General features: G+C 72.1%; 23 protein-coding genes. 9 read left to right on the top strand and 14 right to left on the bottom strand.

The genetic code is table 11. The annotated features are described in order from the left end of the window. Positions 1-15: 15 nt before the first annotated feature. Entirely contained in the window at positions 16-1,155 is a 1,140-nt protein-coding gene (locus AQI94_RS38385) for a 5-(carboxyamino)imidazole ribonucleotide synthase (RefSeq protein WP_031044070.1), read from the bottom strand. A 165-nt stretch (positions 1,156-1,320) separates the two neighbouring features. Here AQI94_RS38385 and AQI94_RS38380 point away from each other — a divergent pair, with 165 nt between their 5' ends. Further along, positions 1,321-1,836, top strand: a complete 516-nt coding sequence (locus AQI94_RS38380; protein WP_031044068.1) for a GtrA family protein — start codon at positions 1,321-1,323, stop codon at positions 1,834-1,836. 117 nt (positions 1,837-1,953) lie between these two features. On the opposite strand, the gene AQI94_RS38375 is transcribed toward AQI94_RS38380, so the two are convergent. Together AQI94_RS38375 and AQI94_RS38370 are read right to left on the bottom strand one after the other, a co-directional pair. Continuing rightward, positions 1,954-3,228, bottom strand: coding sequence for an ATP-binding protein (locus AQI94_RS38375; protein ID WP_031044063.1), 1,275 nt, complete (start codon positions 3,226-3,228; stop codon positions 1,954-1,956). A gap of 28 nt (positions 3,229-3,256) precedes the next feature. After that, positions 3,257-3,934, bottom strand: coding sequence for a response regulator transcription factor (locus AQI94_RS38370; protein ID WP_007382513.1), 678 nt, complete (start codon positions 3,932-3,934; stop codon positions 3,257-3,259). 296 nt (positions 3,935-4,230) lie between these two features. Between AQI94_RS38370 and AQI94_RS38365 the strand changes: the two genes are divergently transcribed. Continuing rightward, positions 4,231-5,727 (top strand): oligopeptide:H+ symporter, encoded by a 1,497-nt coding sequence (locus AQI94_RS38365; protein ID WP_031044061.1) that lies wholly within the window; start codon positions 4,231-4,233, stop codon positions 5,725-5,727. Between the two features lie 90 nt (positions 5,728-5,817). Here AQI94_RS38365 and AQI94_RS38360 read toward each other — a convergent pair whose 3' ends face one another. From AQI94_RS38360 to AQI94_RS38340, 5 genes are all read right to left on the bottom strand, one after another. Continuing rightward, entirely contained in the window at positions 5,818-7,140 is a 1,323-nt protein-coding gene (locus AQI94_RS38360; protein WP_391272872.1) for a hypothetical protein, read from the bottom strand. Beyond that, the gene (locus AQI94_RS38355; protein ID WP_031044055.1) at positions 7,137-8,195 is read right to left on the bottom strand and encodes a hypothetical protein; all 1,059 of its coding nucleotides are present in this window, start codon (positions 8,193-8,195) and stop codon (positions 7,137-7,139) included. Before AQI94_RS38355 ends, AQI94_RS38360 begins: the two co-directional genes overlap by 4 nt. Before the next feature lie 241 nt (positions 8,196-8,436). Continuing rightward, positions 8,437-9,135, bottom strand: coding sequence for an LPXTG cell wall anchor domain-containing protein (locus AQI94_RS38350; RefSeq protein WP_031044050.1), 699 nt, complete (start codon positions 9,133-9,135; stop codon positions 8,437-8,439). Between the two features lie 164 nt (positions 9,136-9,299). Next, positions 9,300-9,794 carry an ATP-binding protein gene (locus AQI94_RS38345; protein ID WP_031044048.1) on the bottom strand — a complete coding sequence of 165 codons (495 nt, stop codon included), beginning with the start codon at positions 9,792-9,794 and terminating at the stop codon, positions 9,300-9,302. A 221-nt stretch (positions 9,795-10,015) separates the two neighbouring features. Further along, entirely contained in the window at positions 10,016-10,396 is a 381-nt protein-coding gene (locus AQI94_RS38340) for an STAS domain-containing protein (RefSeq protein WP_031044045.1), read from the bottom strand. Between the two features lie 250 nt (positions 10,397-10,646). Here AQI94_RS38340 and AQI94_RS38335 point away from each other — a divergent pair, with 250 nt between their 5' ends. Together AQI94_RS38335 and AQI94_RS38330 are read left to right on the top strand one after the other, a co-directional pair. After that, the gene (locus AQI94_RS38335; protein WP_107064245.1) at positions 10,647-11,549 is read left to right on the top strand and encodes an RNA polymerase sigma factor SigF; all 903 of its coding nucleotides are present in this window, start codon (positions 10,647-10,649) and stop codon (positions 11,547-11,549) included. 166 nt (positions 11,550-11,715) lie between these two features. Beyond that, positions 11,716-13,248, top strand: a complete 1,533-nt coding sequence (locus AQI94_RS38330) for an RICIN domain-containing protein (RefSeq protein WP_062230212.1) — start codon at positions 11,716-11,718, stop codon at positions 13,246-13,248. A 3-nt stretch (positions 13,249-13,251) separates the two neighbouring features. Here the strand turns inward: AQI94_RS38330 and hutI are convergent, their stop codons facing one another. From hutI to hutU, 4 genes are read right to left on the bottom strand one after another with little or no spacing between them, the layout of a single operon-like run. After that, positions 13,252-14,541, bottom strand: a complete 1,290-nt coding sequence (hutI, locus tag AQI94_RS38325) for an imidazolonepropionase (protein WP_031050392.1) — start codon at positions 14,539-14,541, stop codon at positions 13,252-13,254. Then, the gene (locus tag AQI94_RS38320) at positions 14,538-15,899 is read right to left on the bottom strand and encodes a formimidoylglutamate deiminase (protein WP_031050395.1); all 1,362 of its coding nucleotides are present in this window, start codon (positions 15,897-15,899) and stop codon (positions 14,538-14,540) included. Before AQI94_RS38320 ends, hutI begins: the two co-directional genes overlap by 4 nt. Beyond that, positions 15,896-17,161, bottom strand: a complete 1,266-nt coding sequence (locus AQI94_RS38315) for an allantoate amidohydrolase (RefSeq protein ID WP_051832428.1) — start codon at positions 17,159-17,161, stop codon at positions 15,896-15,898. Before AQI94_RS38315 ends, AQI94_RS38320 begins: the two co-directional genes overlap by 4 nt. Beyond that, positions 17,158-18,822 (bottom strand): urocanate hydratase, encoded by a 1,665-nt coding sequence (hutU, locus tag AQI94_RS38310; protein ID WP_031050400.1) that lies wholly within the window; start codon positions 18,820-18,822, stop codon positions 17,158-17,160. Before hutU ends, AQI94_RS38315 begins: the two co-directional genes overlap by 4 nt. A gap of 174 nt (positions 18,823-18,996) precedes the next feature. Here hutU and AQI94_RS38305 point away from each other — a divergent pair, with 174 nt between their 5' ends. The 5 genes from AQI94_RS38305 to AQI94_RS38285 all read left to right on the top strand — a co-directional run bounded on the left by AQI94_RS38305 (position 18,997) and on the right by AQI94_RS38285 (position 22,835). Continuing rightward, entirely contained in the window at positions 18,997-20,364 is a 1,368-nt protein-coding gene (locus AQI94_RS38305; RefSeq protein ID WP_031050402.1) for a type III PLP-dependent enzyme domain-containing protein, read from the top strand. Positions 20,365-20,532: 168 nt separating this feature from the next. After that, positions 20,533-20,949, top strand: coding sequence for a hypothetical protein (locus tag AQI94_RS38300; protein WP_062230210.1), 417 nt, complete (start codon positions 20,533-20,535; stop codon positions 20,947-20,949). Next, positions 20,946-21,884: a hypothetical protein gene (locus tag AQI94_RS38295; RefSeq protein WP_062230208.1), complete on the top strand. Its 939-nt coding sequence runs from the start codon at positions 20,946-20,948 to the stop codon at positions 21,882-21,884. The genes AQI94_RS38300 and AQI94_RS38295 overlap by 4 nt, the downstream gene beginning before the upstream one ends. Before the next feature lie 34 nt (positions 21,885-21,918). Next, positions 21,919-22,440, top strand: a complete 522-nt coding sequence (locus tag AQI94_RS38290) for a roadblock/LC7 domain-containing protein (protein WP_031060097.1) — start codon at positions 21,919-21,921, stop codon at positions 22,438-22,440. Positions 22,441-22,460: 20 nt separating this feature from the next. Continuing rightward, positions 22,461-22,835: a roadblock/LC7 domain-containing protein gene (locus tag AQI94_RS38285; protein ID WP_031060095.1), complete on the top strand. Its 375-nt coding sequence runs from the start codon at positions 22,461-22,463 to the stop codon at positions 22,833-22,835. Between the two features lie 16 nt (positions 22,836-22,851). Here the strand turns inward: AQI94_RS38285 and AQI94_RS38280 are convergent, their stop codons facing one another. Together AQI94_RS38280 and AQI94_RS38275 are read right to left on the bottom strand one after the other, a co-directional pair. After that, positions 22,852-23,445, bottom strand: a complete 594-nt coding sequence (locus AQI94_RS38280; RefSeq protein WP_031060092.1) for a hypothetical protein — start codon at positions 23,443-23,445, stop codon at positions 22,852-22,854. An 84-nt stretch (positions 23,446-23,529) separates the two neighbouring features. After that, a complete protein-coding gene (locus AQI94_RS38275) occupies positions 23,530-24,381 on the bottom strand; it encodes a MurR/RpiR family transcriptional regulator (protein ID WP_107064359.1) in 852 nt (283 codons plus the stop codon). Positions 24,382-24,386 lie beyond the last annotated feature (5 nt).

Genomic DNA, 24,386 nt, shown 5'->3' with positions numbered 1-24,386 from the left:
CGGGAGGGGCGGAGGTCAATCGGTGATCGTGCCTCTCAGGTAGCCGGCAGCGTGACGTGCGCGTTCGAGAACGTCGTCCAGGTCGTCGCCGTAGGTGTTGACGTGGCCCACCTTGCGTCCGGGCTTCACGTCCTTGCCGTACATGTGGATCTTCAGCTTGGGGTCGCGGGCCATGCAGTGCAGGTACGCGGAGTACATGTCGGGGAAGTCGCCGCCGAGGACGTTGACCATCACGGTCCACTTCGCGCGGGGACGCGGGTCGCCGAGCGGGAGGTCCAGGACGGCCCGGACGTGGTTGGCGAACTGCGAGGTGATCGCCCCGTCCATCGACCAGTGGCCGGAGTTGTGCGGGCGCATCGCGAGTTCGTTGACGAGGATGCGGCCGTCGCGGGTCTGGAACAGCTCGACGGCGAGGTGGCCGACGACGTCCAGTTCCTTGGCGATGTTGAGGGCCAGCTCCTCGGCCCTGAGGGCCAGGGACTCGTCCAGGTCGGGGGCCGGGGCGATCACCGTGTCGCAGACGCCGTTGACCTGCTGGGACTCGACGACCGGGTAGGCGACGGCCTGGCCGTGCGGCGACCGTACGACGTTGGCGGCGAGCTCGCGGACGTAGTCGACCTTTTCCTCGGCGAGGACGGGGACGCCCGCCCGGAAGGGGTCGGCGGCCTCCTCGGCGGAGTCCACGACCCACACGCCCTTGCCGTCGTATCCGCCGCGGACGGTCTTGAGGACGACGGGGAAGCCGTCACCCTCCGCCGCGAAGGCCGCCACGTCCTCGGGATCGCGGACGATCCGGTGCCGTGGGCACGGCACACCGATCGCGTCGAGCCGCGCGCGCATCACACCCTTGTCCTGGGCGTGCACTAGCGCGTCGGGGCCGGGGCGCACGGGAATGCCGTCCGCCTCCAGAGCCCTGAGGTGCTCGGTGGGTACGTGCTCGTGATCGAAGGTGATCACATCGCACCCGCGCGCGAACTCGCGCAGCGTGTCGAGGTCGCGATAATCGCCGATGACGACATCGCTCACCACCTGCGCCGCGGAATCCTGAGGGGTGTCACTGAGAAGCTTGAACCTGATGCCGAGCGGGATGCCTGCCTCGTGTGTCATACGCGCGAGCTGGCCCCCGCCGACCATGCCGACTACCGGGAACGTCACGAGCCCAGGGTATCGGTCGCGCCACGGCGGCCGAATTCCGCGCCTCTCACCGGTCCTCTTACCAGCTTGTTTCCCTGTGTGTGAGTTCATCCACAGGCATTGGGCAGGAGGGGTGGTTAGCATGGCTGAGTTGACGAAACCAATCGACTGGGGGCCTGTACGACCATGGGACATGGTTCCTCAGGGTTGCGAAGGATCGTTCGCGAGGTCGCCAAATTCGGTGCGGTGGGCGGAGCGGGGCTCCTCGTCAACCTCGTCGTCTTCAACATCGTCCGGCATCTCACCGACCTTCCGGTGGTCCGGGCGAGCGTCGTCGCCACGGTCGTGTCGATCGTCTTCAACTACATAGGGTTCCGTTACTTCACGTACCGCGACCGCGACAAGAGCGGCCGCACGAAGGAACTGACCCTGTTCCTGCTGTTCAGCGTGGTCGGCCTGGTCATCGAGAACGGCATCCTCTACGCCGCGACCTACGGCTTCGGCTGGGACAGCCCGCTGCAGAGCAACATCTTCAAGTTCGTCGGCATCGGTATCGCCACCCTCTTCCGCTTCTGGTCCTACCGCAGCTGGGTCTTCAAGACCCTCCCCGCCCGCGAGGCGGTGGCGAGCGCGGAGTCCTTCCTGGAGGAGGCCGAGCAGGGTGCGGCCAGGAAACTCCGACCACGCCAGCGAGTCCTCTGACGCTCACGCACTCCGGGAGCGGCTCAGGGGCGCGGGGAACTGCGCAAAAACGGCCGCCCCCCACCAGCCCGCACCCGACCAGCCACCCCCGCACCGCCACCGCTCAAGCCGCGCAGCTCACCGCACCGTCGGCTCGTCGTCGTCCAGCACCGCCGACCGCAGCGGGGTGCGGGACAGGAACAGTCCGAAGACCGGGGGCTGGGCCTGGAGCATCTCCAGACGGCCGCCGTCGGCCTCCGCCAGGTCCCGGGCGACCGCCAGGCCGATACCCGTGGAGTTGCGGCCGCTGATCGTGCGCTCGAAGATCCGCGCGCCGAGGTCGGCGGGGACTCCGGGGCCCTCGTCCGTGACCTCGATGACGGCCTGGTTGCCGGTGACGCGGGTGCGCAGGGCCACCGTGCCGCCGCCGTGCATGAGGGAGTTCTCGATCAGCGCGGCCAGCACCTGGGCCACCGCGCCCGGCGTGCCGACCGCCGTGAGATGGCGTTTGCCCGAGCTCACGATCGCCCGGCCGGCACTGCGGTACGCGGGCCGCCACTCGGCGAGCTGCTGCTGGATGACCTCGTCGAGGTCGAAGGTGACCGCGTTGCCGGCCCGGGGGTCGCGGGAGTTCGTCAGCAGCCGCTCGACCACGTCCGTCAGCCGCTCCACCTGCGTGAGCGCGACGTTCGCCTCCTCCTTCACCGTGTCCGGGTCGTCGGTGAGGGTGATCTCCTCCAGGCGCATCGACAGGGCGGTCAGCGGGGTCCGCAACTGGTGCGAGGCGTCGGCGGCCAGGCGCCGTTCCGCCGTCAGCATGCGGGCGATGCGCTCGGCCGAGGAGTCCAGCACATCGGCGACCCGGTCCAGCTCGGGGACGCCGTAGCGCTTGTGCCGGGGCCTGGGATCGCCGGAGCCGAGGCGTTCGGCGGTCTCGGCGAGGTCGGTCAGCGGCGAGGCCAGCTTGTTGGCCTGCCGGATCGCGAGGAGCACCGCGGCGATCACCGCGAGCAGCGCCACCAGGCCGATGATCAGCAGGGTGCGGCCGACCTCCCGGGTCACCGAGGAGCGCGGCTCCTGCACGGTGACCGTCTCGCCCTCCTCGCCCTTCTCGGTGGAGCTGATGACCTCACCGGAGGACTTGGTGCCGACCTCGATCGGCTCCTTCCCGGGGATCCGGATCACGGCGTACCGTTCCTGCGCGACCTGGTCGCGCAGGATCTCCGCGGTCACGTCCTCCGCGGCGAACAGCCGGCTGTCCACGATCCCGGCCAGCCGGATCGCCTCGGAGTCGACCCGCTCCTGGGCACTGTTGCTGATGGTGCGGGTCTCGACGATGACGAGGGAGACGCCGAAGACGGCGATCACCACGAGCACCACGGCGAGCGTGGACTGGATCAGTCGACGGCGCATGTCCTCTTACCTGCCAGGCGGACGGGGTTCAGCTCTTCTCGAAGCGGAAGCCCACTCCCCGTACCGTCGCGATGTACCGCGGGTTGGCCGCGTCGTCCCCGAGCTTCTTGCGGAGCCACGAGATGTGCATGTCCAGCGTCTTGGTCGACGACCACCAGGTGGTGTCCCAGACCTCGCGCATCAGCTGGTCCCGGGTCACCACGCGTCCGGCGTCCCGCACCAGCACCCGCAGCAGGTCGAACTCCTTCGCCGTCAGCTGGAGTTCCTCGTCGCCCATCCACGCGCGGTGCGACTCGACGTCGATCCGCACCCCGTGGGTGGCCGGCGGCTGCGCGGGCTCGGCCGCCCCGCGCCGCAGCAGGGCCCGGACCCGGGCGAGCAGCTCGGCGAGCCGGAAGGGCTTGGTCACGTAGTCGTCGGCGCCCGCGTCGAGTCCGACGACGGTGTCCACCTCGTCGGCGCGGGCGGTCAGGATGAGGATCGGCACCGCGTGGCCCTCGGCGCGCAGTCGGCGGGCCACCTCGAGGCCGTCCATGCCGGGCAGACCCAGGTCGAGGACGACCAGGTCGATGCCGCCCTGCATTCCGGCGTCGAGTGCGGTGGGGCCGTCCTCACGCACCTCGACCTCGTACCCTTCCCGGCGCAGGGCGCGGGCCAGCGGCTCCGAAATGGACGCATCGTCCTCGGCGAGCAGTACACGGGTCATGAGCTGATGGTAGACCGCTCTTGACAGATGCTGGGGTGTGATCACGACCCAGTGGTTCTTACCTTTCAAGGATCTGGTGTGAACCTGTGACTATGGGGTGCCAATCCTGTAGGGACCTTAGAAAGCGGGTGTACGGTTCCACGGCCACCTGTGATTCAGCTCTCAAGTCCTTCCATTTCCGTCAGTATCCTGTCGTATGGTGAATCAATGCCTGTCGCATCGTGGGGACCTTTGGCGCGCATCCGTCGCTGAAGGTCTCTTTTGTGTGCGGTAATCCCCACCAGCAAGGAACGACCATGGCGTCCAGCCTGACGAAGGACTCGGTGACTCCGGGCACCCCCGGTTCCGACAAGACCTTCTTCGGCCACCCCCGCGGACTGGCCACACTCTTCATGACCGAGATGTGGGAGAGGTTCTCCTACTACGGCATGAGGGCTCTGCTCCCGCTGTACCTCGTCGCCCCGGGCGGCCTGCACCTCAGCGCCGCGACCGCGACCGCGATCTACTCCGTGTACGTGTCGCTGGTGTACCTGCTCGCGATGCCGGGCGGCTGGTTCGGCGACCGCGTATGGGGTCCCCGCAAGACCGTCGCCGTCGCCGGTGCCGTGATCATGCTCGGTCACCTCACGCTGGCCCTGCCCTCCTCGGGCACCTTCTACGCCGGCCTCGGCCTGGTCGCGATCGGTTCCGGGCTGCTGAAGGCCAACATCTCCACGATGGTCGGCCACCTCTACGAGGGCCCGGACGACGCCCGCCGCGACGGCGGCTTCACCGTCTTCTACATGGGCATCAACCTCGGTGCCTTCGCCGCCCCGCTGGTCATCGGCACCATCGGCGAGAACGTCAGCTGGCACCTGGGCTTCGCGCTCGCCGCGGTCGGCATGGCCATCGGTCTGGCCCAGTTCCTGATCGGCAGCCGCCATCTGGCCGACCGCTCCAGCGTCGTCCCGACGCCGCTGTCCGACGCGGAGAAGTCCTCCACCCTGCGCAAGGCCGCGATCTGGGCCGGCATCGCCGTCGTCTTCTACACGATCGTCGGCTTCTCCGGCCACTACACGCTGAACTGGATCCTGGTCCCGCTGACCCTGCTCGGCGTGATCATCCCGGTGATGGTCCTGGTCAACATCAAGCGGGACAGGGAACTGGACCGCACCGAGCAGAAGTCGATGTCCGCGTACATCTGGTTCTTCGTCGCCGCGGCCGTGTTCTGGATGATCTACGACCAGGGCGGCTCGACCCTGTCGATCTTCGCGGACTCCTCCGCCGAGAACAGCGTCCTCGGCTGGACGTTCCCGGTCTCCTGGTACCAGTCGGTCAACCCCGTCCTCATCATGGCCCTGGCCCCGGTCTTCGCCTGGTTCTGGCTGGCGCTGAACCGGCGGGGCAAGGAGCCGAGCACGGCCGTGAAGTTCGCCTCGGGCCTGGTGCTCGTGGGCGCGTCCTTCTTCCTGTTCCTCGCGCCGCTGGCCATCGCGGACGGGGGCCACAAGGCCGCCGCGCTGTGGCTGGTCGCGATCTACTTCGTGCAGACCGTGGGTGAGCTGCTGCTGTCGCCGGTGGGTCTGTCGGTGACCACGAAGATGGCCCCCGCGAAGTACGCCTCGCAGATGATGGGCGTGTGGTTCCTCGCGGTCACTGCGGGTGACGCGACGACCGGGTTGCTCTCCATCGCCGGGGTCGACCTCAACAAGACCGGGATCGTCGCCCTGGAGGCGACGCTGGCCGTTCTCGCCGGTCTCGCGGTGTGGATGTACCGCAACCGGGTCAAGGAGCTCATGGGCAGCGTGCGCTGAACCTACGAGCGCCGAAACGGACGGGGCGCCGGGATCCTGGTGGATCCCGACGCCCCGTCCGTTTTCCCGCCGTCGCCGTACCCTGCGCTCTCAGAGCCTCCTGCGCCCGGGCATGAACGTGAACACCGCGCCGCCCAGCAGCACCGCCGTCCCCGCCACCAGGCCCAGGGCCTTCAGGGCCGCGTGGTCGTCCGCGCCCGTGGCCGCCAGGCCGCCGCTCGTCGAGGAGCCGCCCGTGCCGCTCGTCCCGCCCGAGCCGGACGAACCGCCCGAGGCGCCGCCCTCCTGCTCCTCGGTGGTCAGGGTCAGGGAGACCGCTGTGCTGTCCGGCTTGCAGGTCGTGGTCGTGCCCAGCGCCTCGATCGTCAGGACACCCGGTGACAGTGTCGACTCACCCGTCGCCCCCGGCTTGTACGTGCCCGTCATGTCGGGGATCTCGATGGGGTCACCGGACTTGATGGGCCCCGAGTTGGTGGGTCCCTCGACCGCGACCGAGCCCGTGTCGGCGCCGCCCAGGGTGACCTGCATGGAGGGCTTCACGGAGTCCGCGGGGATGTCCGCGGGGCTGTCCATCGGGGAGTTCTTGAACTGCACGGTGATGCCGTAACTGCCGCCGTTCTTCTTGGCGTTGATCTGGATCGACGAGGTGGCCTTCTTCTCGCCGAGGGGCGACTGGCAGGTGTAGGGGATGTCGACCGCCTTGCCGGTGAAGTCGGTCTGCCCGTCGTCCGAGGACGTGGTCGGGCTCGGCGTCGGACTCGGCGTGCCGGTCGGGGTGGGGGTGGCGCTGTCCGTGGGCTCCGAGGTCGGTGTCTGTGTCGGTGTCGGTGTCGACGAACCGTTCCCCTCCGCCACCTGGACCGTCCCCGCCGCCGGCACCGTCTGCGTCGGCGTGCACACCGTGTTCGTCCCCATCGCGTTCACCGTGTAGGCGCCCGGCGTCAGCGTGACCTTCCCGGCCGCCGTCAGCTTCAGCGTGCCCTTCATGTCGGACAGCACCATGTCGCCGCCCTTGGGGATGGCCGGGTTCTCGCGCGGACCGGTCATCGCGAGGTCGGTGCTCTGCGCGCCGGTGACCTTCAGCGTGCCGGTCGGCTGGACCGAGTTCGCCGGCAGATCGATGATGTTCGGGTTCTTGGAGGCGGCCTGGGTGAACTTCCACACCACGTCGACCTCGTCGCCGACCTTCGCGCCGGCCGGCGCGGTGATCTCGACCTTGGTGGTGCCGTCGACGGGATCGAGGCCGACGCCGGCGGGCGGCACACACCGGGTCGCGAACGACACCTCCGCGGCCTGGGCGGGTCCGGCGGCGAGGCCGAGCACCAGGCCCGCCCCTGCCAGCACCAGCGCCGCACCGGCCGCGCCCGCTCGTCTCGGCCCGCCGGCTGGTGGGACTCTCCTTCGCATGCTCACGTGGAACCCTCTCTGGTGGGAGTCGTGGGACTCGTCGGGCTGTCGTCGTGCGGTGCGGAGAGCCGGCCACCGGCCGCGCCCGGATCGGCGTCCGGGGTGAACCACGGCAGGGTGGACGTCACAGGGGCCGCGTGCGCCGCCGTGGAGGGCTTGAACCCCGGCAGGCGCAGGGCGAGTTCGGGCAGCCGCAGTCCGCGGTGCCGGATGCCTCCGGCGGGCCGTGGCCGTACCCGGTCCACCACCGCCATGCCGATACGGAACAGCGCCGCCGGCACGACCAGGCAGACCAGGACCCAGAACAGCGTCACGCCCCAGGGCCGGCCCACGCCCCAGGGCTGCTCGGCCAGCACCTTGCCGCCGTACTTCAGCGACACCGTGTACTCGCCGTGCGCGCCGCCCGTGAGCTCGACGGGCAGTTCGATCCGCGCCTTCCCGCCGGGCCGGATCGTGCCGCGCCACTGCTGGTCCTCCCACTGCGGGGCGAACACGCCGTGCGCGGTGCCCACCTGGAAGACCGGGTTCCTGACGGCGGAGGTGCCGACGTTTCCGACGGTGAAGGCGAGGGTGCGGGCGGGCGGTGCCCCGAACCAGGTCAGCAGGCCCCCGGAGCCGTCGAGCCGGGTGTCGGTGAGGACGGACAGCCGCCCGCCGCCCGTCTCGGCGGGCAGCGGCTCCACGGCGTGGCCGGCCACCTGGAAGATCGCGTCGGCCTCGGCCTTCGCCCCGGTCACCGTGGCCACGTGCACCACACAGGGGCAGGGCACCGGCGGCTCGGCGACGGGCAGTTTCCTGCTGAAGCGCCCCTTCGCGTCCGTGGTGACGGCTCGGCCGTCCGCGTTGGCACAGGAGTTGGTGCCCCCGGGGACCCCGCGCGCGGGCACCGCCTGTCCGCAGACCAGGATCATCAGCAGCGCCCGCGCCCCCCACCCGCTGCCGCTCACCGTGATGGAACCGCCGGTCCCCGCCTGGGACTTGGACAGTTTCACGGTCGGCCCGTCGGCCGCGGCCGCCGTCCCCGCCAGCGGCCCGAGCAGCAGCGCGAGCACCGCCACCATCGCCGCCCACCGCACCTCGCCGCTCCGGCTCACGTCGTCGCTCCCGTCAACTCGGCTTGCCTACAAGGGGACTCGGGCACGGGTTCAGGCACCGGTTCAGGCGTGGAGCCGGGCCCCGACGCGGGCACGGACGCGGCACGGGCCGGCGGCATCGGCGCAGGCCGGACGCGGGCGGTGGACGGCATCGGCGGCATGGGCGGCATGGGCGGCTCCAGCAGTCGTACGAGAGCGAACCGGCCGCTCAGCGGCGCACGCGGGCCGCCTGGTTGCGCCGGGTCAGCCACAGCGTGCCCGCAGCGCCCGCGAGCAGCACCGTGCCGCCGAGCGTGCCGAGGGCGATGGCCGAGTCCTCGGGGCCGGTCTGCGGAAGGGGGGCGGCGGAATCGCCGTCGCTGCCGCTGTCGCTCCCGGTGCCGCCGGAGGAGCCCGAGGCGGCGGTGACGTCCAGGGTCAGCGAGGCACCGGGGCTGTTGGTCGGCGTGCAGGTGGTCGTCGTACCGAGCGCCTTGATGGTGAGCACGCCTGCGGTGAAGGTGACCTTGCCGGACTTCTTCGGGGTGTACGTCCCGGTCAGGTCGTTGATCTTGATGGGGGTGTTGGCGGGGACGGTCGCCTGGTTGGCGGGACCCGTCACACTCATCGTCCCGCTGTCCGCGCCGCCCAGCCTGATGGTGGCACTCGGGTTCATCGCGCCCTTGCCGAGATCGACCGGGCTGGACGAGACGCCCTTCTGCCACGACATGGTGATCTTGTATCCGCCGCCGCTCTCGACGCCCTTGATGTCGATGGGCGAGACGGCGCTCTTGTCCCCGATCGGCGTCTTGCACTGGTAGTTGACGTTCACGACCTCGGCACGGGCAGCGGGGGCGGCCATCAGCACCGCCGAGCCGGCCAGAGCCGCGACGGACGCGAGCGCGGCGGTTCGTTTCGGGTACGACACGGTTCCGCTCCCCTTACTCGTTCCTGACGGCACATCAGATCGGCCGTCAAGGTACGCCGGGGCACCGGAGGAAGGAAGAGAAAGTAAGTGTCGGAACTGTGGGGACGCGCGGGGAACACCCCGGGAACACCGGGGAATCCCAGCACAGGAGCGCGGGACGGACGCTAGACGGGTGCGCCGAGCTCCGCCCACACGGTCTTGCCCGTCACTCCGGGAGTTCTGACGACTCCCCAGTCCAGGCAGAGCCGCTGCACGATGAACATGCCGTGGCCGCCGGGCCGCCCCGCTCGGTGCGGGGTGCGGGGCGCCGGCTGCCCGGTCCCGCGGTCCGAGACCTCGACGCGGATCACCTTGTTGTCGCAGGCGATCCACAGCTGGTCCGGGCCGTCCGCGTGGAGACAGGCGTTCGTCACCAGCTCGGAGACGACCAGCAGGACGTCCTCCGTCACGGCCCGCCGGTCCGCGGACGCCGCCGGCAACCACCCCCACGCGTACAACGCCTGCCGGGTGAAGTCGCGCGCGAGCGGGACGACTCCGCTCTCCCCCTCGAAGCTCAGCCGACGGACCTGCCGTCCCGTCGGCACCTCGGCTTCGCCGCCGGGCTCCACGCCCGGCTCCGGGTCACGGTCGCCCGGCGAGTAGGGCCGGGTGGTGCTCATCAGCGCTTCACCTCACCGATTCACCGGTTCACGATTCAAACGTCACTGCATGGTCGCTCACCGAACAGTCAGTACGGATGTCTCCTGCCCGAGCGGACCGGTAGAACACCCCTCCATTCGTGACGTATGTCCGCCACGAGAGGTGTGACACCCGATGGACACCAGCCGAACGAGACGAACGGGACCCGAGCGGGGCCGCGGCCGCCGCCCGGCGCGCTCTCTCAGTCGCCGGACTCGTCGGCCAGGGCCTCCTCCAGCGTGTCGTGCACGGTGAAGACCGCGTCGGCCCCCGTGATCTCGAAGACCCGCGCCACGACCGGGAGCATGCCCGCAAGATGTACGCCACCCCCCGCCGCCTCGGCCTTCAGCCGTGCGCCCAGCAGCACGTTCAGTCCGGTGGAGTCACAGAACTCCAGCCGTGCGCAGTCGACGACAAGCCGGCTCTTCCCCTTGGCGAGGCACTCCTCGAGTGGCTCACGCAACAAATCGGCCGTGTGGTGATCCAACTCACCTGCTGGAGTCACGACGGCGCTTGAGCCCTCTTGCCGCACCTCAACCAGAAGCCGGCCAGACTGTGCGCTGCCGACCGTCCCGCGGTCCATGCCGTCTCTCTCTCCCGACGTCGTGGCTGCTGATGACGCCCTCGAACACTACGCCTTCTCCACACCCTCCGACACCCGAACAATCACACGCAAACGGACATAACCGCACAGATCACACTTGCGGTCGTGTCGGGAAACCGGGTAGGGCTAGTAGAGACACGAACTCGACACGGCCGGCTTTGGAGGCGCCGCACACCGCAGTGCACGAACTGGCTTCGGCAGCCTTATGCCGAGAACGATGGAGGACATCATGTCACCCCGGCTCGACGCCTCGCATACCCATCAGGCGACGTCGACATCCCCCCCGGAACATCTGAATCCCATCGAGCAGGACAGCGAAGGCGATGTGCTCGCCGGGCTTCCGGACATCCCGCCCTTCGAAGAGGTGGGGGCCGTCGACGCGCGCGCCCTCTCCAAAACCCTCTTCGCGCGGCTGGAGTCGCTGGAGGAAGGCACGCACGAGTACTCGTACGTCCGCAACACGCTCGTCGAACTGAACCTCGCGCTGGTCAAGTTCGCCGCCTCCCGGTTCCGCTCCCGCAGTGAGCCGATGGAGGACATCATCCAGGTCGGCACCATCGGCCTGATCAAGGCGATCGACCGCTTCGAGCTCAGCAGGGGTGTGGAGTTCCCCACCTTCGCGATGCCAACCATCGTGGGCGAGATCAAGCGTTTCTTCCGCGACACGTCCTGGTCCGTGCGGGTGCCGCGCCGCCTCCAGGAGCTCCGGCTCGACCTGGCCAAGGCCGGCGACGAACTGGCCCAGAAGCTCGACCGCGCCCCCACCGTGGCCGAGCTCGCCGAACGCCTCGGGCTGTCGAAGGAGGAGGTCGTCGAGGGCATGGCGGCGTCCAACGCCTACACCGCCTCCTCGCTGGACGCCCAGCCGGAGGAGGACGACTCCGAGGGCGCGCTGGCCGACCGGATCGGTTACGAGGACCACGGGCTGGAGGGCATCGAGTACGTCGAGTCCCTGAAGCCGCTGATCGCCGAACTTCCCTCCCGGGACCGCCAGATCCTCTCGCTGCGCTTCGTCGCGGGCATGACCCAGTCGGAGATCGGCGACGAGCTCGGGATCTCGCAGATGCATGTCTCGCGACTGCTGTCGCGGACTCTCGTACGACTGCGCAAGGGCCTGACCGTCGAGGAGTGACGCGTCGGCACCACTGACCTGCGCGTGTGCCCGGTGTCCCGTCGGACACCGGGCACCGTGCGTCCCCGGCCCCTCCTGGTTACCCGGAGAAACCCTTTCCCCAAGGGTTCGCTTCCCTCACTATGGTCCCTCACAGACTGGCCGGTCCGTCAGGAGGAGGGTGCGCATGACTCGCCCCGACGGCGCGTCCGACGCCCGGCTCACCGAGCTGCTGCGCGCCGACACGGCCACGGCGTACGCGGCCCTGCTGGAGCTCCGCACCCGCCACCAGCCCTCGGTGCTCGGCTACGCCCGCCTCTGCACGGCCGGTGAGTCCGCCGCCCGGCAGCTGGCCGCCCAGACCTTCACGCTCGCCGCCCGGGAGACGGCCCGCGGGGTCGACCCCGGCGTGCCGTGGCGCCACCGGCTCCTGCTGCTGACGGCCCGGTCGGCGGCGGCGTGGGCCGGGGACGACCGGACGGCGGGCCTGGACCCGAGCGTCCTGCTGCTCCTGAACACGGCGGGGCCGGGCGGCCCGGTGCCGCCCATGCTCGCCGCCTTCGAGTCCCTGCCGGCCCGCGCCCAGGGCCTCGTCTGGTACCGCCTGGTGGAGGCCGAGCCGGAACAGCGCACCGCCGAACACCTGGGCCTCACCCGCGAGGACGTCGCCTACGGCACGGAGGGCGCCCTGCAGTCCCTGGCCAGGGCGGCGCTGCGGTTGCGCCTCGCCGCCTCGGACGACCCCCAGTGCGCGGACTTCGGCCGCCTCATCGAGGAGTCCGTACGCCCGGACAGCCCGCGCGTCAGCGCCGACCTGCACGCCCACATGGCCCGCTGCCCGCACTGCGCGGGAGCCCACGAGGAGCTGTGCGCGCTGCGGGACACTCCGCGGGCGGCACTGGCGGAGGGCCTGCTGCCGTGGGGCGGGACGGCGTACGCGGGGCGGAGCGCGGCCGAGCCGGCGGCGCGTCCCCGGGCGGGGTCCCGGGCAGGATCCCGCACGCCTCCCGGCACATGGCCGCGACCGCGTCGGCTCGTCCTGGCCTCGGCGGCGCTGGGGGTGGCCGTGGTGCCGCTGCTGCTGTTCCTGGTGGCGCAGGAGGGCGGCCCCGCGACGGACCCGTCGGCCCCGCCCTCGTCCTCGGTCCCGGCGGGCGGGGCTCTGCCGGGCCCCCCGCAGGTGACGGTGACCGCGACCGTCCCACCCTCGCTCTCCCCTTCCGCTTCCGCGTCCGCGTCCGCCACGAGCAGGCCGCCCTCGCCCTCCCCGACGCGCAGTTCGGCGCCGCCCCGGAAGACGGCTGCCCCCTTCCGGCCGCCGAACGGGGCCTACGCCCAGGTGGTCAACCTCTCCACGGCCCGCTGCCTGGACGTCTCCGGTGACTTCGCGGAGGGCACGGACGTCGTCACGGCCCCCTGCACCTCGGCGGGCTCCCAGCGCTGGCGCGTCGACGCCGGCCGCGGTGTCCTCCAGTCGTACGCCGATCCCGACTTCTGTCTCGACAGCCGCGGCGACGTCGGCAAGGGCCTCGGCATCTGGTCCTGCGACTCGGTCGAGGGCCGCCACGGCGACAACCTGCGCTTCACGGTCGACTCCGACGGGGTGATCCGCCCGGCGATCGCCATCGCGACCGGGGTGACGCCCCAGGGCGGGGACGGCCTCTCGCTGGAACCGCTGACCGGGGGTACGGAGCAGCGGTGGCGGGCCGGGGCCTCCTGAGGCTCAGAGCACGCGCACCCCGCGCCGCCACACCCCGCTGACCAGCGGTACCCCCGGCCGGTAGGCCAGGTGCACATGGCTGGGGGCGTCCAGCAGGACGAGGTCGGCGCGCGCGCCCGGAGTCAGCCGGCCGATGTCCTCGCGGCGCAGGGCGGCCGCCCCGCCCGCCGTGGCCGACCAGACGGCCTCGTCCGGGGTCATCCCCATGTCGCGGACCGCGAGGGCGACGCAGAAGGGGACCGAGGAGGTGAAGGAGGAGCCCGGGTTGCAGTCCGTGGACAGGGCGACGGTGACGCCGGCGTCCAGGAGGCGGCGGGCGTCCGGCCACGCGGCACGGGTGGAGAACTCGGCGCCGGGCAGCAGCGTGGCGACCGTACGGCTGTTCGCCAGGGCGTCGACGTCCTCGTCGGTGAGGTGGGTGCAGTGGTCGGCGCTGGCGGCGTCCAGTTCGACGGCCAGCTGGACGCCGGGGCCGTAGGAGAGCTGGTTGGCGTGGATCCGGGGGTGCAGGCCCTTCGCCCTGCCCGCCGTGAGGATCGCGCGGGCCTGGTCGCCGTCGAAGGCGCCCTTCTCGCAGAAGACGTCGATCCAGCGGGCGTACGGGGCGCAGGCGTCGAGCATCTCGCCGGTGACGAGGGAGACGTAGGCCGCCGGGTCGTCGGCGTGGTCCGGCGACACGATGTGGGCGCCGAGGTAGGTGACCTCCTCGGTGTGGGCCGCGGCGATGCGCAGGGCTCTCGCCTCGTCCTCGACCGTCAGGCCGTAGCCCGACTTGGTCTCGAAGGTGGTCGTGCCCTGGCGGAGGGCCTCGGCGAGGTAGCGGGTGAGGTTGCGTTCGAGTTCCGCGTCGCTCGCCGCCCGGGTCGCGGCGACCGTCGTGCGGATGCCGCCCGCGCTGTAGGCCCGCCCCGACATGCGGGCGTTGAACTCCTGGGTGCGGTCGCCCGCGAAGACGAGATGGCTGTGGGAGTCGACGAAGCCGGGCAGGACCGCCCTTCCACCTGCGTCGACCCGATTGTCAGTGGCGGGTGCTTTGCTGTGATCACCGGTCCAGACGACGCGGTCGCCCTCGATGGCGACGGCCGCGTCCTGGATCAGTCCGAGGGGGGACCTGTCACCCAGGGAGGGGTCGTTGGTGACCAGAGCGGCGATGTTGGTGATGAGCGTGCTCGCGGTGCTCGCGGAGTGGGCGGGGCTGACGGTCGTCGCGTTGCTCATGGCGTCCTCGGTGGCCTGGTCGGCGGTGGGGGCGGGTTCGGGGGCGGGCCGCGGGGGCGGGCGGCCCGGAGTCATCCGTGCAGCGCGGCGACGGCGTCCGCGAGGGCTTTCGGCACATCCGGCACCAGCGCGTGGACCCCGTCGCGCACGACGTGCCGACCTCCCACGACCGTGTGCGACACGTCTGCTGCCGACGCGGCGAATACGGCCGTCTCGGCCCCGAGCCGCGGAGGCGGCCCTGCCGTCCTGACCGAGTCGAGCCTGATGGTGGTGAAGTCGGCGAGCGCGCCGGGCTCCAGGGTGCCCGCGCCGTCCCAGCCGAGGGCCGCGTGGCCGTCGGCGGAGGCCGCCCGCAGCAGGGCCGCCGCCGTCCAGTGACCTCGGGTGCGGGTGCGCAGACGCTCGTTGAGCTCCATCGCGCGTGCCTCTTCGAGCAGGTCGATGACGGCGTGGCTGTCGGAGCCGAGGGAGAGCGGTGACCCCGCCCGCTGGAGGGCCACGGCCGGTCCGATGCCGTCGGCGAGGTCCCGCTCGGTCGTCGGGCACATGCAGGTGCCGGTGCCGGTGCCGCCGATCAGGGCGATGTCCTCGTCGGTGAGGTGGGTGTTGTGGACGCCGGTGGTGCGCGGCCCGAGGACCCCGTGCTCGGCGAGCAGCCGGGTCGGTGTGCACCCGTGGGCTTCGCGGCACGCGTCGTTCTCGGCGGTCTGTTCGGACAGGTGGACGTGGAGCGGGGCCCGCCGCTCCTCGGCCCAGCGTGCCACGGTCGCCAACTGGGCGGCGGGCACCGCCCGTACGGAGTGGACCGCCGCACCGATCCTCGCGTGATCCCGGTCCTTGAGAACTGAACAGCGTTCGGCCCAGGCGTGCGCGGTGCCGTCGGAGAAGCGGAGCTGGTGACGGCCGGGCGGCTGTCCGAAGCCGGAGGAGAGATAGGCGGTGTCGAGGAGGGTGATGCGGATCCCGGCGTCGGCGGCGGCCTCGATCAGCGCCTCGCCCATCGCGTTGGGGTCGGTGTAGGGGGTGCCGCCGGGGGCGTGGTGCAGGTAGTGGAACTCTCCGACGGCCGTCACACCCGCCAGCGCCATCTCCGCGTACACGGCACGGGCCAGGTCGCGGTAGGTGTCCGGGGTGAGCCGGTCGGCGGTGGCGTACATGACCTCGCGCCAGGTCCAGAAGGTCCCGGAGCCGACCTGGACGGTGGAGCGCAGGGCCCGGTGGAAGGCGTGCGAGTGGGTGTTCGCCAGCCCCGGGAGGGTCAGTCCGCGCAGGATCTCGGCGCCGGGGGGCGGGGTGTCGGTGCCGGTGCGGACGGCGGTGACGCGGCCGTCCGTCCCCGCGGCGGAGCCGCCGGCCGACACCGTCAGCGCCACGCCCGGCTCGACGTGGGTGTCGAGCCAGGCGTGCTCCAGCCAGTAGGTCTTCGCTGTCACCTGCAGGCCAGCCCTTCCAGTACGTCGGCGAGCGCCAGGACTCCGGCCACGCAGTCGTCCTCGGCGGCGAACTCCGCCGGGGAGTGCGAGACGCCGGTGGGGTTGCGCACGAACAGCATGGCGGTCGGGATGTGCCCGGCGAGGATCCCGGCGTCGTGTCCCGCCCCGGTTCCCAGGACGGGCACCTTGAGATCGGTGGTGGTGCCCAGGATGCGGGCGAGTTCGTCGCGCAGGGCGTGGTCGAACTCGACGACGGGGGTGAAGGACTCCCGCACCACGTCGAGATCGATGCCGTGCGCCCGCGCGTACTCCCCGGCCGCCTTCTCGATGCCGCCGACCACCTGGTCGAGGCTCTCCTGGTCGGCGGCGCGGGAGTCGAGCCAGCCGCGCACCAGGGAGGGGATGGCGTTGACGCCGTTCGGCTCGACGGCGATCTTGCCGAAGGTGGCGACGGCACCGGCGAGTTCGGCCTCGCGGCGGGCCGCGAGCACGGTCTCGGCGTACGACAGCATGGGGTCGCGCCGGTCCAGGAGGCGGGTGGTGCCGGCGTGGTTGGCCTCGCCCCGGAAGTCGAACCGCCAGCGCCCGTGCGGCCAGATGGCACTGGCGATGCCGACCCGGTCGCCGGAGAGGTCCAGCGCCCTGCCCTGCTCGACGTGCAGCTCGACGAAGGCGCCGATGCGGGCGAGCCGGTCCGGGTCGGCGCCGATGCCCTCGGGGTCGTGCCCCGCGGCCTCCATGGCCCTCGGCAGGCTGACGCCCTCCCCGTCGGTCAGCAGGTGCGCCTGTTCGGCGGTGAGCTGCCCGGCGGTGAGCCGCGATCCGACACAGGCGAGCCCGAATCGGGCCCCCTCCTCGTCACCGAAGTTGACGAGGGCGAGCGGCTTGGCGAACTCGGCCCGCCGCGAGCGGAGTTCGTCGAGCGCGGCGAAGGAGGACACGACTCCGAGGGGCCCGTCGAAGGCGCCCCCGTCGGGTACCGAGTCGAGGTGCGACCCGGTGACGACGGCGTCCCCCTGGGCGGGGTCCCCGAGCCAGGCCCACTGGTTGCCGTTCCGGTCGACCTCGTAGGTCAGTCCGCGGGCTTCGGCCTGCTCCTTGAACCAGGCCCGGCACTCGGTGTCGGCCCCGGTCCAGGCGAACCGGCGGTAGCCGTGCGAGCCGGAGTGGCGGCCGATGGGGAGCAGCTCGCGCCACATGGAGTGGAAGGAGCCGCCGGACCCGGTTCCGGCCGACGCCGAGGAATTCCCGCACTCCGTCACGCCGAGTCACCTTCACGCATCGGCACCCGCACGCCCCGCTCGTCGGCGACGGACTCCGCGATGTCGTAGCCGGCGTCCACGTGCCGGATGACTCCCATGCCGGGGTCGTTCGTCAGGACCCGCCGGACCTTCTCGCCGCCCAGCTTCGTGCCGTCGGCCACTGTCACCTGTCCGGCGTGGATGGACCGCCCCATGCCCACGCCGCCGCCGTGGTGGAGGGAGACCCAGGAGGCGCCCGAGGCCACGTTGACCATCGCGTTCAGCAGCGGCCAGTCGGCGATCGCGTCGGATCCGTCGAGCATGGCCTCGGTCTCGCGGTACGGGGAGGCGACGGACCCGGCGTCCAGGTGGTCGCGTCCGATCGCCAGCGGTGCCGCCAGCTCCCCGCTCGCCACCATGTCGTTGAAGCGCTCGCCGGCCTTGTCGCGCTCGCCGTAGCCGAGCCAGCAGATGCGCGCGGGCAGGCCCTGGAAGTGGACGCGCTCCCCGGCCATCTTGATCCAGCGGGCGAGGGACTCGTTCTCGGGGAACAGTTCCAGGATCGCCTTGTCGGTCTTGGCGATGTCGGAGGCCTCACCGGACAGCGCGGCCCAGCGGAAGGGGCCCTTGCCCTCACAGAACAGCGGCCGGATGTAGGCGGGGACGAAGCCGGGGAAGGCGAACGCCCGCTCGTACCCGGCGAGCTGGGCCTCGCCCCGGATCGAGTTGCCGTAGTCGAAGACCTCGGCACCGGCGTCCATGAAGCCGACCATGGCCTCGACGTGCCGGGCCATCGACTCGCGGGCGCGGGTGGTGAAGCCGGCCGGGTCCTTGGCGGCCGCGTCGGCCATGTCCTCGAAGTCCACGCCCACCGGCAGGTACGCCAGCGGGTCGTGGGCCGAGGTCTGGTCGGTGACGATGTCGATGGGCGCGCCCTCGGCGAGCATGCGCGGCAGCAGCTCGGCCGCGTTGCCCAGCAGACCGATGGAGAGCGGGCGGCGGGCGTCCCGGGCCTCGACGGCGAGTCGGAGGGCGTGCTCCAGGGAGTCGGCCTTCACGTCGAGGTACCGGTGCTCGATACGGCGCTCGATGGCGCGCGGGTCGACGTCGATGCAGATCGCGACGCCGTCGTTCATGGTGACCGCGAGGGGCTGGGCGCCGCCCATCCCGCCGAGGCCGGCCGTCAGCGTGATGGTCCCCGCGAGCGTCCCGCCGAACTTCTTGGCGGCGACGGCGGAGAAGGTCTCGTAGGTGCCCTGGAGGATGCCCTGGGTGCCGATGTAGATCCAGGAGCCGGCGGTCATCTGGCCGTACATGGTCAGGCCGAGGGCCTCCAGGCGGCGGAACTCCTCCCAGTTCGCCCAGTCGCCGACCAGGTTGGAGTTGGCGATCAGGACGCGCGGGGCCCACTCGTGGGTCTGCATGACGCCGACCGGGCGGCCGGACTGGACCAGCATGGTCTCGTCCTGCTTGAGGGTGCGCAGGGTGCGGACCATGGCGTCGAAGGAGCGCCAGTCACGGGCGGCCTTGCCGGTGCCGCCGTAGACGACGAGCTGGTCGGGGTGTTCGGCGACCTCGGGGTCCAGGTTGTTCTGCAGCATCCGCAGGGCGGCTTCCTGCTGCCATCCCAGGGCGCTCAGTTCCGTACCGCGCGGCGCTCGGACGGGGCGGGGTCCTGACATGGTCTGCCTCCTGGGGACTCTGCTCTGGAGTGTTGCTGCCGATATTCACATCCTGACTCTCTGAATAGAACTAGTCAATACGTTCTCGCGTCACGTCGGGGGGACAGGGATGTTTCCGGACAGGGATGTCCGGCCGGACATCCGAGACACGGTGACGCGCAGGACGGGGACGTGATGGACGAGTACGGCACCACCGAGGGGCAGGCCGCCCGCCGGGACGAGGCGGTGCGGGCGGCCGTGGAGCAGGGCCTGCTGGGGCCGGACTCCCCCATCGTCGGGCTGCTCGACGTCACCGGCATCCGGGAGTCCACCGCGGCGCTCCGCGCCGCCTTCGCCGAGGTCACCGCCCCGGGCACACCGGTGCTGCACGCGTTCGCGGTGAAGGCGACCCCGCTGGTCGCGGTGCTGCGGCTGCTGCGCGAGGAGGGCATCGGCGCGGAGGTGGCGAGCCCGGGCGAACTGGCGCTCGCGCGGGCGGCGGGGATGTCCCCGGCCCGGACCGTCCTGGACTCGCCCGCCAAGACACCGGCCGAGCTCAGGGAGGCGCTGGCGCTGGGGATCGCCGTCAACGCGGACAACCCGCAGGAACTGGACCGCATCGACGCCCTCGTGCGGTCCGCCGTCAGCCGCTCCCCGCTCGGCATCCGGGTCAACCCGCAGGTCGGCGGCGGCTCCATCGGGGCGACCTCCACGGCCACGGCGACCTCGAAGTTCGGGGTGGCGCTGCGGGACGAGGGGGCGCGCGAGTGGGTCGTGCGCGCCTTCCTCGACCGGCCCTGGCTCTCCCGGCTGCACGCGCACACCGGCTCCCAGGGCATCCCGCTCTCCCTGATGACCCAGGGGGTCGCGGAGACGTACGCGCTCGCCGAGGAGATCAACCGGCGGATCGGGCGGCCGCAGATCGACACGATCGACATCGGCGGCGGGCTGCCGGTGAACTTCGCCTCGGACGCGACGGCACCGACGTACACCGAGTACGCGCGGGCGCTCAGGGAGGCGGTGCCGGGGCTGCTCGACGGGCGGTACGGGCTGGTCACCGAGTTCGGGCGGTCGCTGCTCGCCAAGCACGGCACGATCGTGGCGCGGGTGGAGTACACCAAGAGCGCGGGCGGCCGGCCGGTCGCGGTGACGCACGCGGGCGTGCAGGTGGCGACGCGGACGGTGTACGTGCCGGGCTCGTGGCCGCTGCGGATCGCGGCGTACGACAGCAAGGGGCGGCCCAGGAGCGGGCCCGAGGTGGTGCAGGACGTGGCGGGGCCCGCGTGCTTCGCGGGCGACCTGCTGGCCGAGGGGCGCGCGCTCCCGCTGCTCGGCCAGGGGGACCACGTGGCGGCGCTGGACACGGGCGCGTACTACTTCGCCCACCACTACGCGTACAACTCGCTGGCCCGGCCGGGCATCTACGGCTTCGCCCCGGGCCAGGCGGGAGGGGTCCGCTTCGCGACCGTGCGGGATCCCCAGACGCTCGCCTCGATCGTGGCCGAGTCCGGAGGGGCGCACGCCGGTGCCCTCACCACCCTGCACGCCCCCGGGAGCCGTTGACAGGCAGGACGATTCCGCCGGTCAATGACCCCCTGAATCAGGCAAGTTGACCCACTCTAGCCACTCCGAGCATGTTCCACCGGAAAATGCCGGATCCCTCACTCCTCGCGCACACGTTGCGTAGTTTCGGCGTCACTCAGCCGAACCCCAGGTGGGAGGGGAACCACGGTGCAGGGAATCGACGAGTGCCTGCTGGAAGCCATGCGGCTGCCGGGCGCGCGGGGGGCCGCGCTGGTCGACTGGACGAGCGGGCTGGCCCTGGGCGCCGTCGGGGAGTCCCCCGGCGGCGACCAGGAGGCGGCCGCCGCGGAGGCCGCCGAGCTCGCCCGGCTCGCCGCCGAGCAGCGCGCCTTCGCCTCCGGGAGTTCCCGGGCCGCCGAGCCGGGGGACCCGGGACCGGAGCCGGACCCGCCGGTCGAGGATCTGATCCTCAGCAACCGGGACAGCTACCACGTCCTGCGGTTCGTGCCGACGTCCTTCGACAGCAGTGTCTTCCTGCACCTGTGGCTGGCCCGCGCGGAGGGCAACCTCGCGCTGGCCCGGATCCGGCTCGGTGAGATGGCCGGACGGCTGGAGCTCGGATGACCACGGTCCGCGCCACGCCCGCCACCCCGCCGCCCCGGCTGCCGGTGCGGGACAAGGCGAGCGCCCTGGACCGCGGTTGGGGCGGTGTCTCCCCGATGCTGACCCGGCTGGCCGCCGAGCGCGCCACCGGCATCCTGGTGCGCGAGCGCGGCACCCTGCACCTGGCCGACGGCAAGGTGGTGCACGCCGAGAGCCCGGCCGCCCCCGGCGCCGACGTCCTCCTCGCCGCCCACGGCACCCTGGACCCCGGCATCTGGCGGCAGGCCCTGGCCGAGAGCGTGGCGAGCACCGGCGCCACCGGCACCGGGGCCCGCCGTCTCACCGGCGCCGAGGCCGTGCACCGGGCGGGCCGCAGACTGGTCGCGGGCGGGCTGCTCACCCCGGGCGCCCTGGAGATGTGCCGGCTGACCGCGCTGTACGACGCGGCGTACTTCGCCCTCGCCCCGAGCAGCACCCCGGGCCGCTTCCGCTACAGCACCGAGGACGGACCGGACGCGCCCGCCGACGTACCCCCGGAACCCGACGGCGCCCCCGGCGTCCCGCACCCCGTGCCGGTCGCCGACCTGGAGCGCGAGACCCTGCGCCGGCGCGACCTGCTGCACCGCATCTGGCCGGACGCGCTGCCCGACGAGGTGCCGCTGGCCCGGGAGCACCGCCCCGCGCCCCCGCCGCTCCCGGCCCGGCGGCGGGCGGTGCTGGCCCGGGTCGACGGCATCCGCACGGCGTCGGAGATCGCACGCGAGCTGGGCCGCCCGGCCTTCCACACCCTGGTGGACATACGGCGGCTGGTGGCGGCCGGAGTGGTCTCGCCCTGCTTGCCGACGCCCTTCACCGAGCCTCTGGCCGGGACGCCGGGTGACGGGACCCCCGTCCATCCCGTCGATCCCCACATCACCTTGCTGAAGAGGCTCAGGGATGCGCTGGAGGCCCTTTGAGCGGCAGCGGACCCGCGCCGAGAGGAGAGACCTGATGGCAGCAGCTCAGGACGCGATCCTGGAGGAGCTGCGCCGGCTCAGAGCCCGGGTGCCGCAGCTCACCGGCGCCCTCGCGGCCGACGCCGACGGTCTCGTCCTGGCCCAGGACACCCCTGGCGTCGACCCGGAGGCGGTGGCCGCGCTCACCGGGACCACCCGGGCGCTCGCCGCCCAGCTGGCCGACGTGACCGGCCAGGGGGACCTGCGCGAACTGCTCGTGCGGGGCGTGTACGGCTACGTCGCCACGTACGCGGCGGGCGCCGGGGCCGTCGTCACGCTGCTCGCACAGGACCGGGTCAACGTCGGCCGCCTCCACCTGGAGGGCCGCCGCGCGGGAGCCCGGATCGCAGAGCTCGTCGACAGCGTGGTCGCCGAGCACACCGAAGCCATCGCGAAGGCGCCCGCGAAGCCCGCTCCGGCACGCGCCAGAGCGGCCCGCACGTCCCGGGCCAAACCCGTGGACGCCCGCGCCGCGGCCACCGCACCGACGGCGGCCCGCACCACCACCGAAAGTTAGAGAACCGAGGAGACATATTCATGGCCAACACCGAAACCGCGCTGAAGGAGGCCCTCGCCTCCATCGAGGGCGCGACCGGCGTCGCGCTCGTCGACTACACCAGCGGCATGGCGCTGGGCACCATGGGCGGCAGCAAGGGCTTCGACCTGAACGTCGCCGCCGCCGGCAACACCGACGTGGTCCGCGCGAAGATGCGCACCATGGAGCACCTCGGGCTCAAGGGCCAGATCGAGGACATCCTGATCACCCTGTCCGACCAGTACCACCTGATCCGCCTGATCGCCGGACGCGGTGGCAACGGTCTCTTCCTCTACCTGGTCCTGGACGCCAAGCGCTCCAACCTCGCGATGGCCCGCCACCAGCTGAGGCAGATCGAGAACGACCTGGAGGTGTGACCCGGGTCCTCCGGACCTAGACGAGTGCCGCGGTGCGGCGGCGCGCTCCTCCCGGGGCCGCGTCGCCCGCCGCGATACCCGTGTTGCGGTACGCCCTGACCGCCTTGCCGGCCGGGCGGCCGCCGTTCGCGGCGAGCCAGTCGACCCGCACCCACAGCAGCGCGTCCCCCTCCCGCTCGCGCCGCCCGAGCCAGGCGGCCTTGAGCCTGAGGCCCGTACCGCACCCGGCGAGCAGCATGCCGCCCGCGACGGGCACCGCGAACGAGCTCAGCAGCGCGACCAGCCAGGCCAGCAGCAGCCACCAGCGGTGCCCGCGCCGCCAGTTGCGCACGCTGACCGCCCGGTCCTGGAGCACGTCGTGCTTCCCGGCACGGGCGGCCGCCCGCGCCAGTGTCGTGTACCGCTTGCGGCGGCCGTACGACACCACGGCGACCGCCACGATGAACAGCGCCGCGCCCGCCATCACTCCGATCCGGCGCCCGGTCAGGCCCGGGATCAGCAGCCCGACGCCCGCCGCGCACACCCCGAGCCACCACAGGGGCGCCGCCCCCGCGCGCACCACGACGGCCACCCGAGCCAGCCCCTGAACCCTGCGATCTCCGCGTGCCACGTCCCGCCTCCTCGTCGTCCCGGCACAGTCCTGCCGGTCGGGGAGGGTAGCGAGCGAACGTGAGACGCGTCTGAAAAAACGGCCCTACTCCACGAAGAGCCCGCGGGCCGCGGCCCGCGCGTCGAACTCCTCCAGGCGGGCCTGCGCGTCCGGCAGGTCGTCGCACATCGCCTCCAGCAGCACCCGGCCCAGCAGCATCGGCGCGCAGGCGGTGTCGAAGGCGAGGCCGGTGCCGACGGCGGCGGGCAGCAGCAGGTCGGAGACCTTGGCGACCGGCGCGAAGGCGGAGTCGGCGACGGTGACGACACTCAGTCCCGCCTCCTTGGCGTAGGCGAGGGTGTCCACGACCTCGCGCGGATGCCGGGGCAGCGCGAAGCAGAGCAGGGCCGAGGCGCCCGCGCGGACGGCGGCGTCGATCCGGTCGTGGACCATCGTGCCGCCCTCGTTGAGCAGCCGTACGTCCGGATGGACCTTGGCGGCGAAGTAGGCGAAGCCGTACGCCTGGGAGGCGGCGGCCCGCAGCCCGAGCACCGGCAGCGGCCGGGAGGCGGCGAGCAGCCGCCCGGCCCTCTGCACGGGACGGGGGTCGGCGAGGATCTCCGCGAGGTGCCTGAGGTTCTCGATCTCGGCCTCGACGGCCTGCTGGTACTCGTTGTACGACGCGGAGGCGGCCGTCTGCTCGGCGGGCGCGACCTCGCGCAGGTGCCGGCGCAGGGCGGGGTAGCCGTCGAAGCCGAGGGCGACGGCGAAGCGGGTGACGGAGGGCTGGCTGACCCCGGCCAGTTCGGCCAGCTCCACGCTGGACAGGAACGGCACGTCCCCGGCCCGCCGCACCATGCTGTGCGCGATGCGCCGCTGGGTCGGTGTGAGCCGGTGCCCCTCGAACAGTGCCTGAAGCCGCCCCGCGGGAGTGTCCGCCACACCCGCCCCGCCCATGTCGC

Origin of the sequence: Streptomyces pseudovenezuelae (genome assembly GCF_001513955.1) — a bacterium.
Lineage (GTDB): Bacteria > Actinomycetota > Actinomycetes > Streptomycetales > Streptomycetaceae > Streptomyces > Streptomyces pseudovenezuelae.
The sequence above is the reverse complement of the archived record's forward strand: the minus strand, read 5'-3'. Positions and strand labels throughout refer to the sequence as shown.

Bases quoted from the DNA above. Each gene is read 5' to 3' on its own strand.
- AQI94_RS38380 (WP_031044068.1), top strand. From the start codon at position 1,321: ATGGGACATGGTTCCTCAGGGTTGCGAAGGATCGTTCGCGAGGTCGCC.
- AQI94_RS38375 (WP_031044063.1), bottom strand. From the start codon at position 3,228: ATGCGCCGTCGACTGATCCAGTCCACGCTCGCCGTGGTGCTCGTGGTG.
- AQI94_RS38370 (WP_007382513.1), bottom strand. From the start codon at position 3,934: ATGACCCGTGTACTGCTCGCCGAGGACGATGCGTCCATTTCGGAGCCG.
- AQI94_RS38365 (WP_031044061.1), top strand. From the start codon at position 4,231: ATGGCGTCCAGCCTGACGAAGGACTCGGTGACTCCGGGCACCCCCGGT.
- AQI94_RS38355 (WP_031044055.1), bottom strand. From the start codon at position 8,195: ATGGTGGCGGTGCTCGCGCTGCTGCTCGGGCCGCTGGCGGGGACGGCG.
- AQI94_RS38345 (WP_031044048.1), bottom strand. From the start codon at position 9,794: ATGAGCACCACCCGGCCCTACTCGCCGGGCGACCGTGACCCGGAGCCG.
- AQI94_RS38340 (WP_031044045.1), bottom strand. From the start codon at position 10,396: ATGGACCGCGGGACGGTCGGCAGCGCACAGTCTGGCCGGCTTCTGGTT.
- AQI94_RS38335 (WP_107064245.1), top strand. From the start codon at position 10,647: ATGTCACCCCGGCTCGACGCCTCGCATACCCATCAGGCGACGTCGACA.
- AQI94_RS38330 (WP_062230212.1), top strand. From the start codon at position 11,716: ATGACTCGCCCCGACGGCGCGTCCGACGCCCGGCTCACCGAGCTGCTG.
- hutI (WP_031050392.1), bottom strand. From the start codon at position 14,541: ATGACTCCGGGCCGCCCGCCCCCGCGGCCCGCCCCCGAACCCGCCCCC.
- hutU (WP_031050400.1), bottom strand. From the start codon at position 18,822: ATGTCAGGACCCCGCCCCGTCCGAGCGCCGCGCGGTACGGAACTGAGC.
- AQI94_RS38305 (WP_031050402.1), top strand. From the start codon at position 18,997: ATGGACGAGTACGGCACCACCGAGGGGCAGGCCGCCCGCCGGGACGAG.
- AQI94_RS38295 (WP_062230208.1), top strand. From the start codon at position 20,946: ATGACCACGGTCCGCGCCACGCCCGCCACCCCGCCGCCCCGGCTGCCG.
- AQI94_RS38290 (WP_031060097.1), top strand. From the start codon at position 21,919: ATGGCAGCAGCTCAGGACGCGATCCTGGAGGAGCTGCGCCGGCTCAGA.
- AQI94_RS38285 (WP_031060095.1), top strand. From the start codon at position 22,461: ATGGCCAACACCGAAACCGCGCTGAAGGAGGCCCTCGCCTCCATCGAG.
- AQI94_RS38275 (WP_107064359.1), bottom strand. From the start codon at position 24,381: ATGGGCGGGGCGGGTGTGGCGGACACTCCCGCGGGGCGGCTTCAGGCA.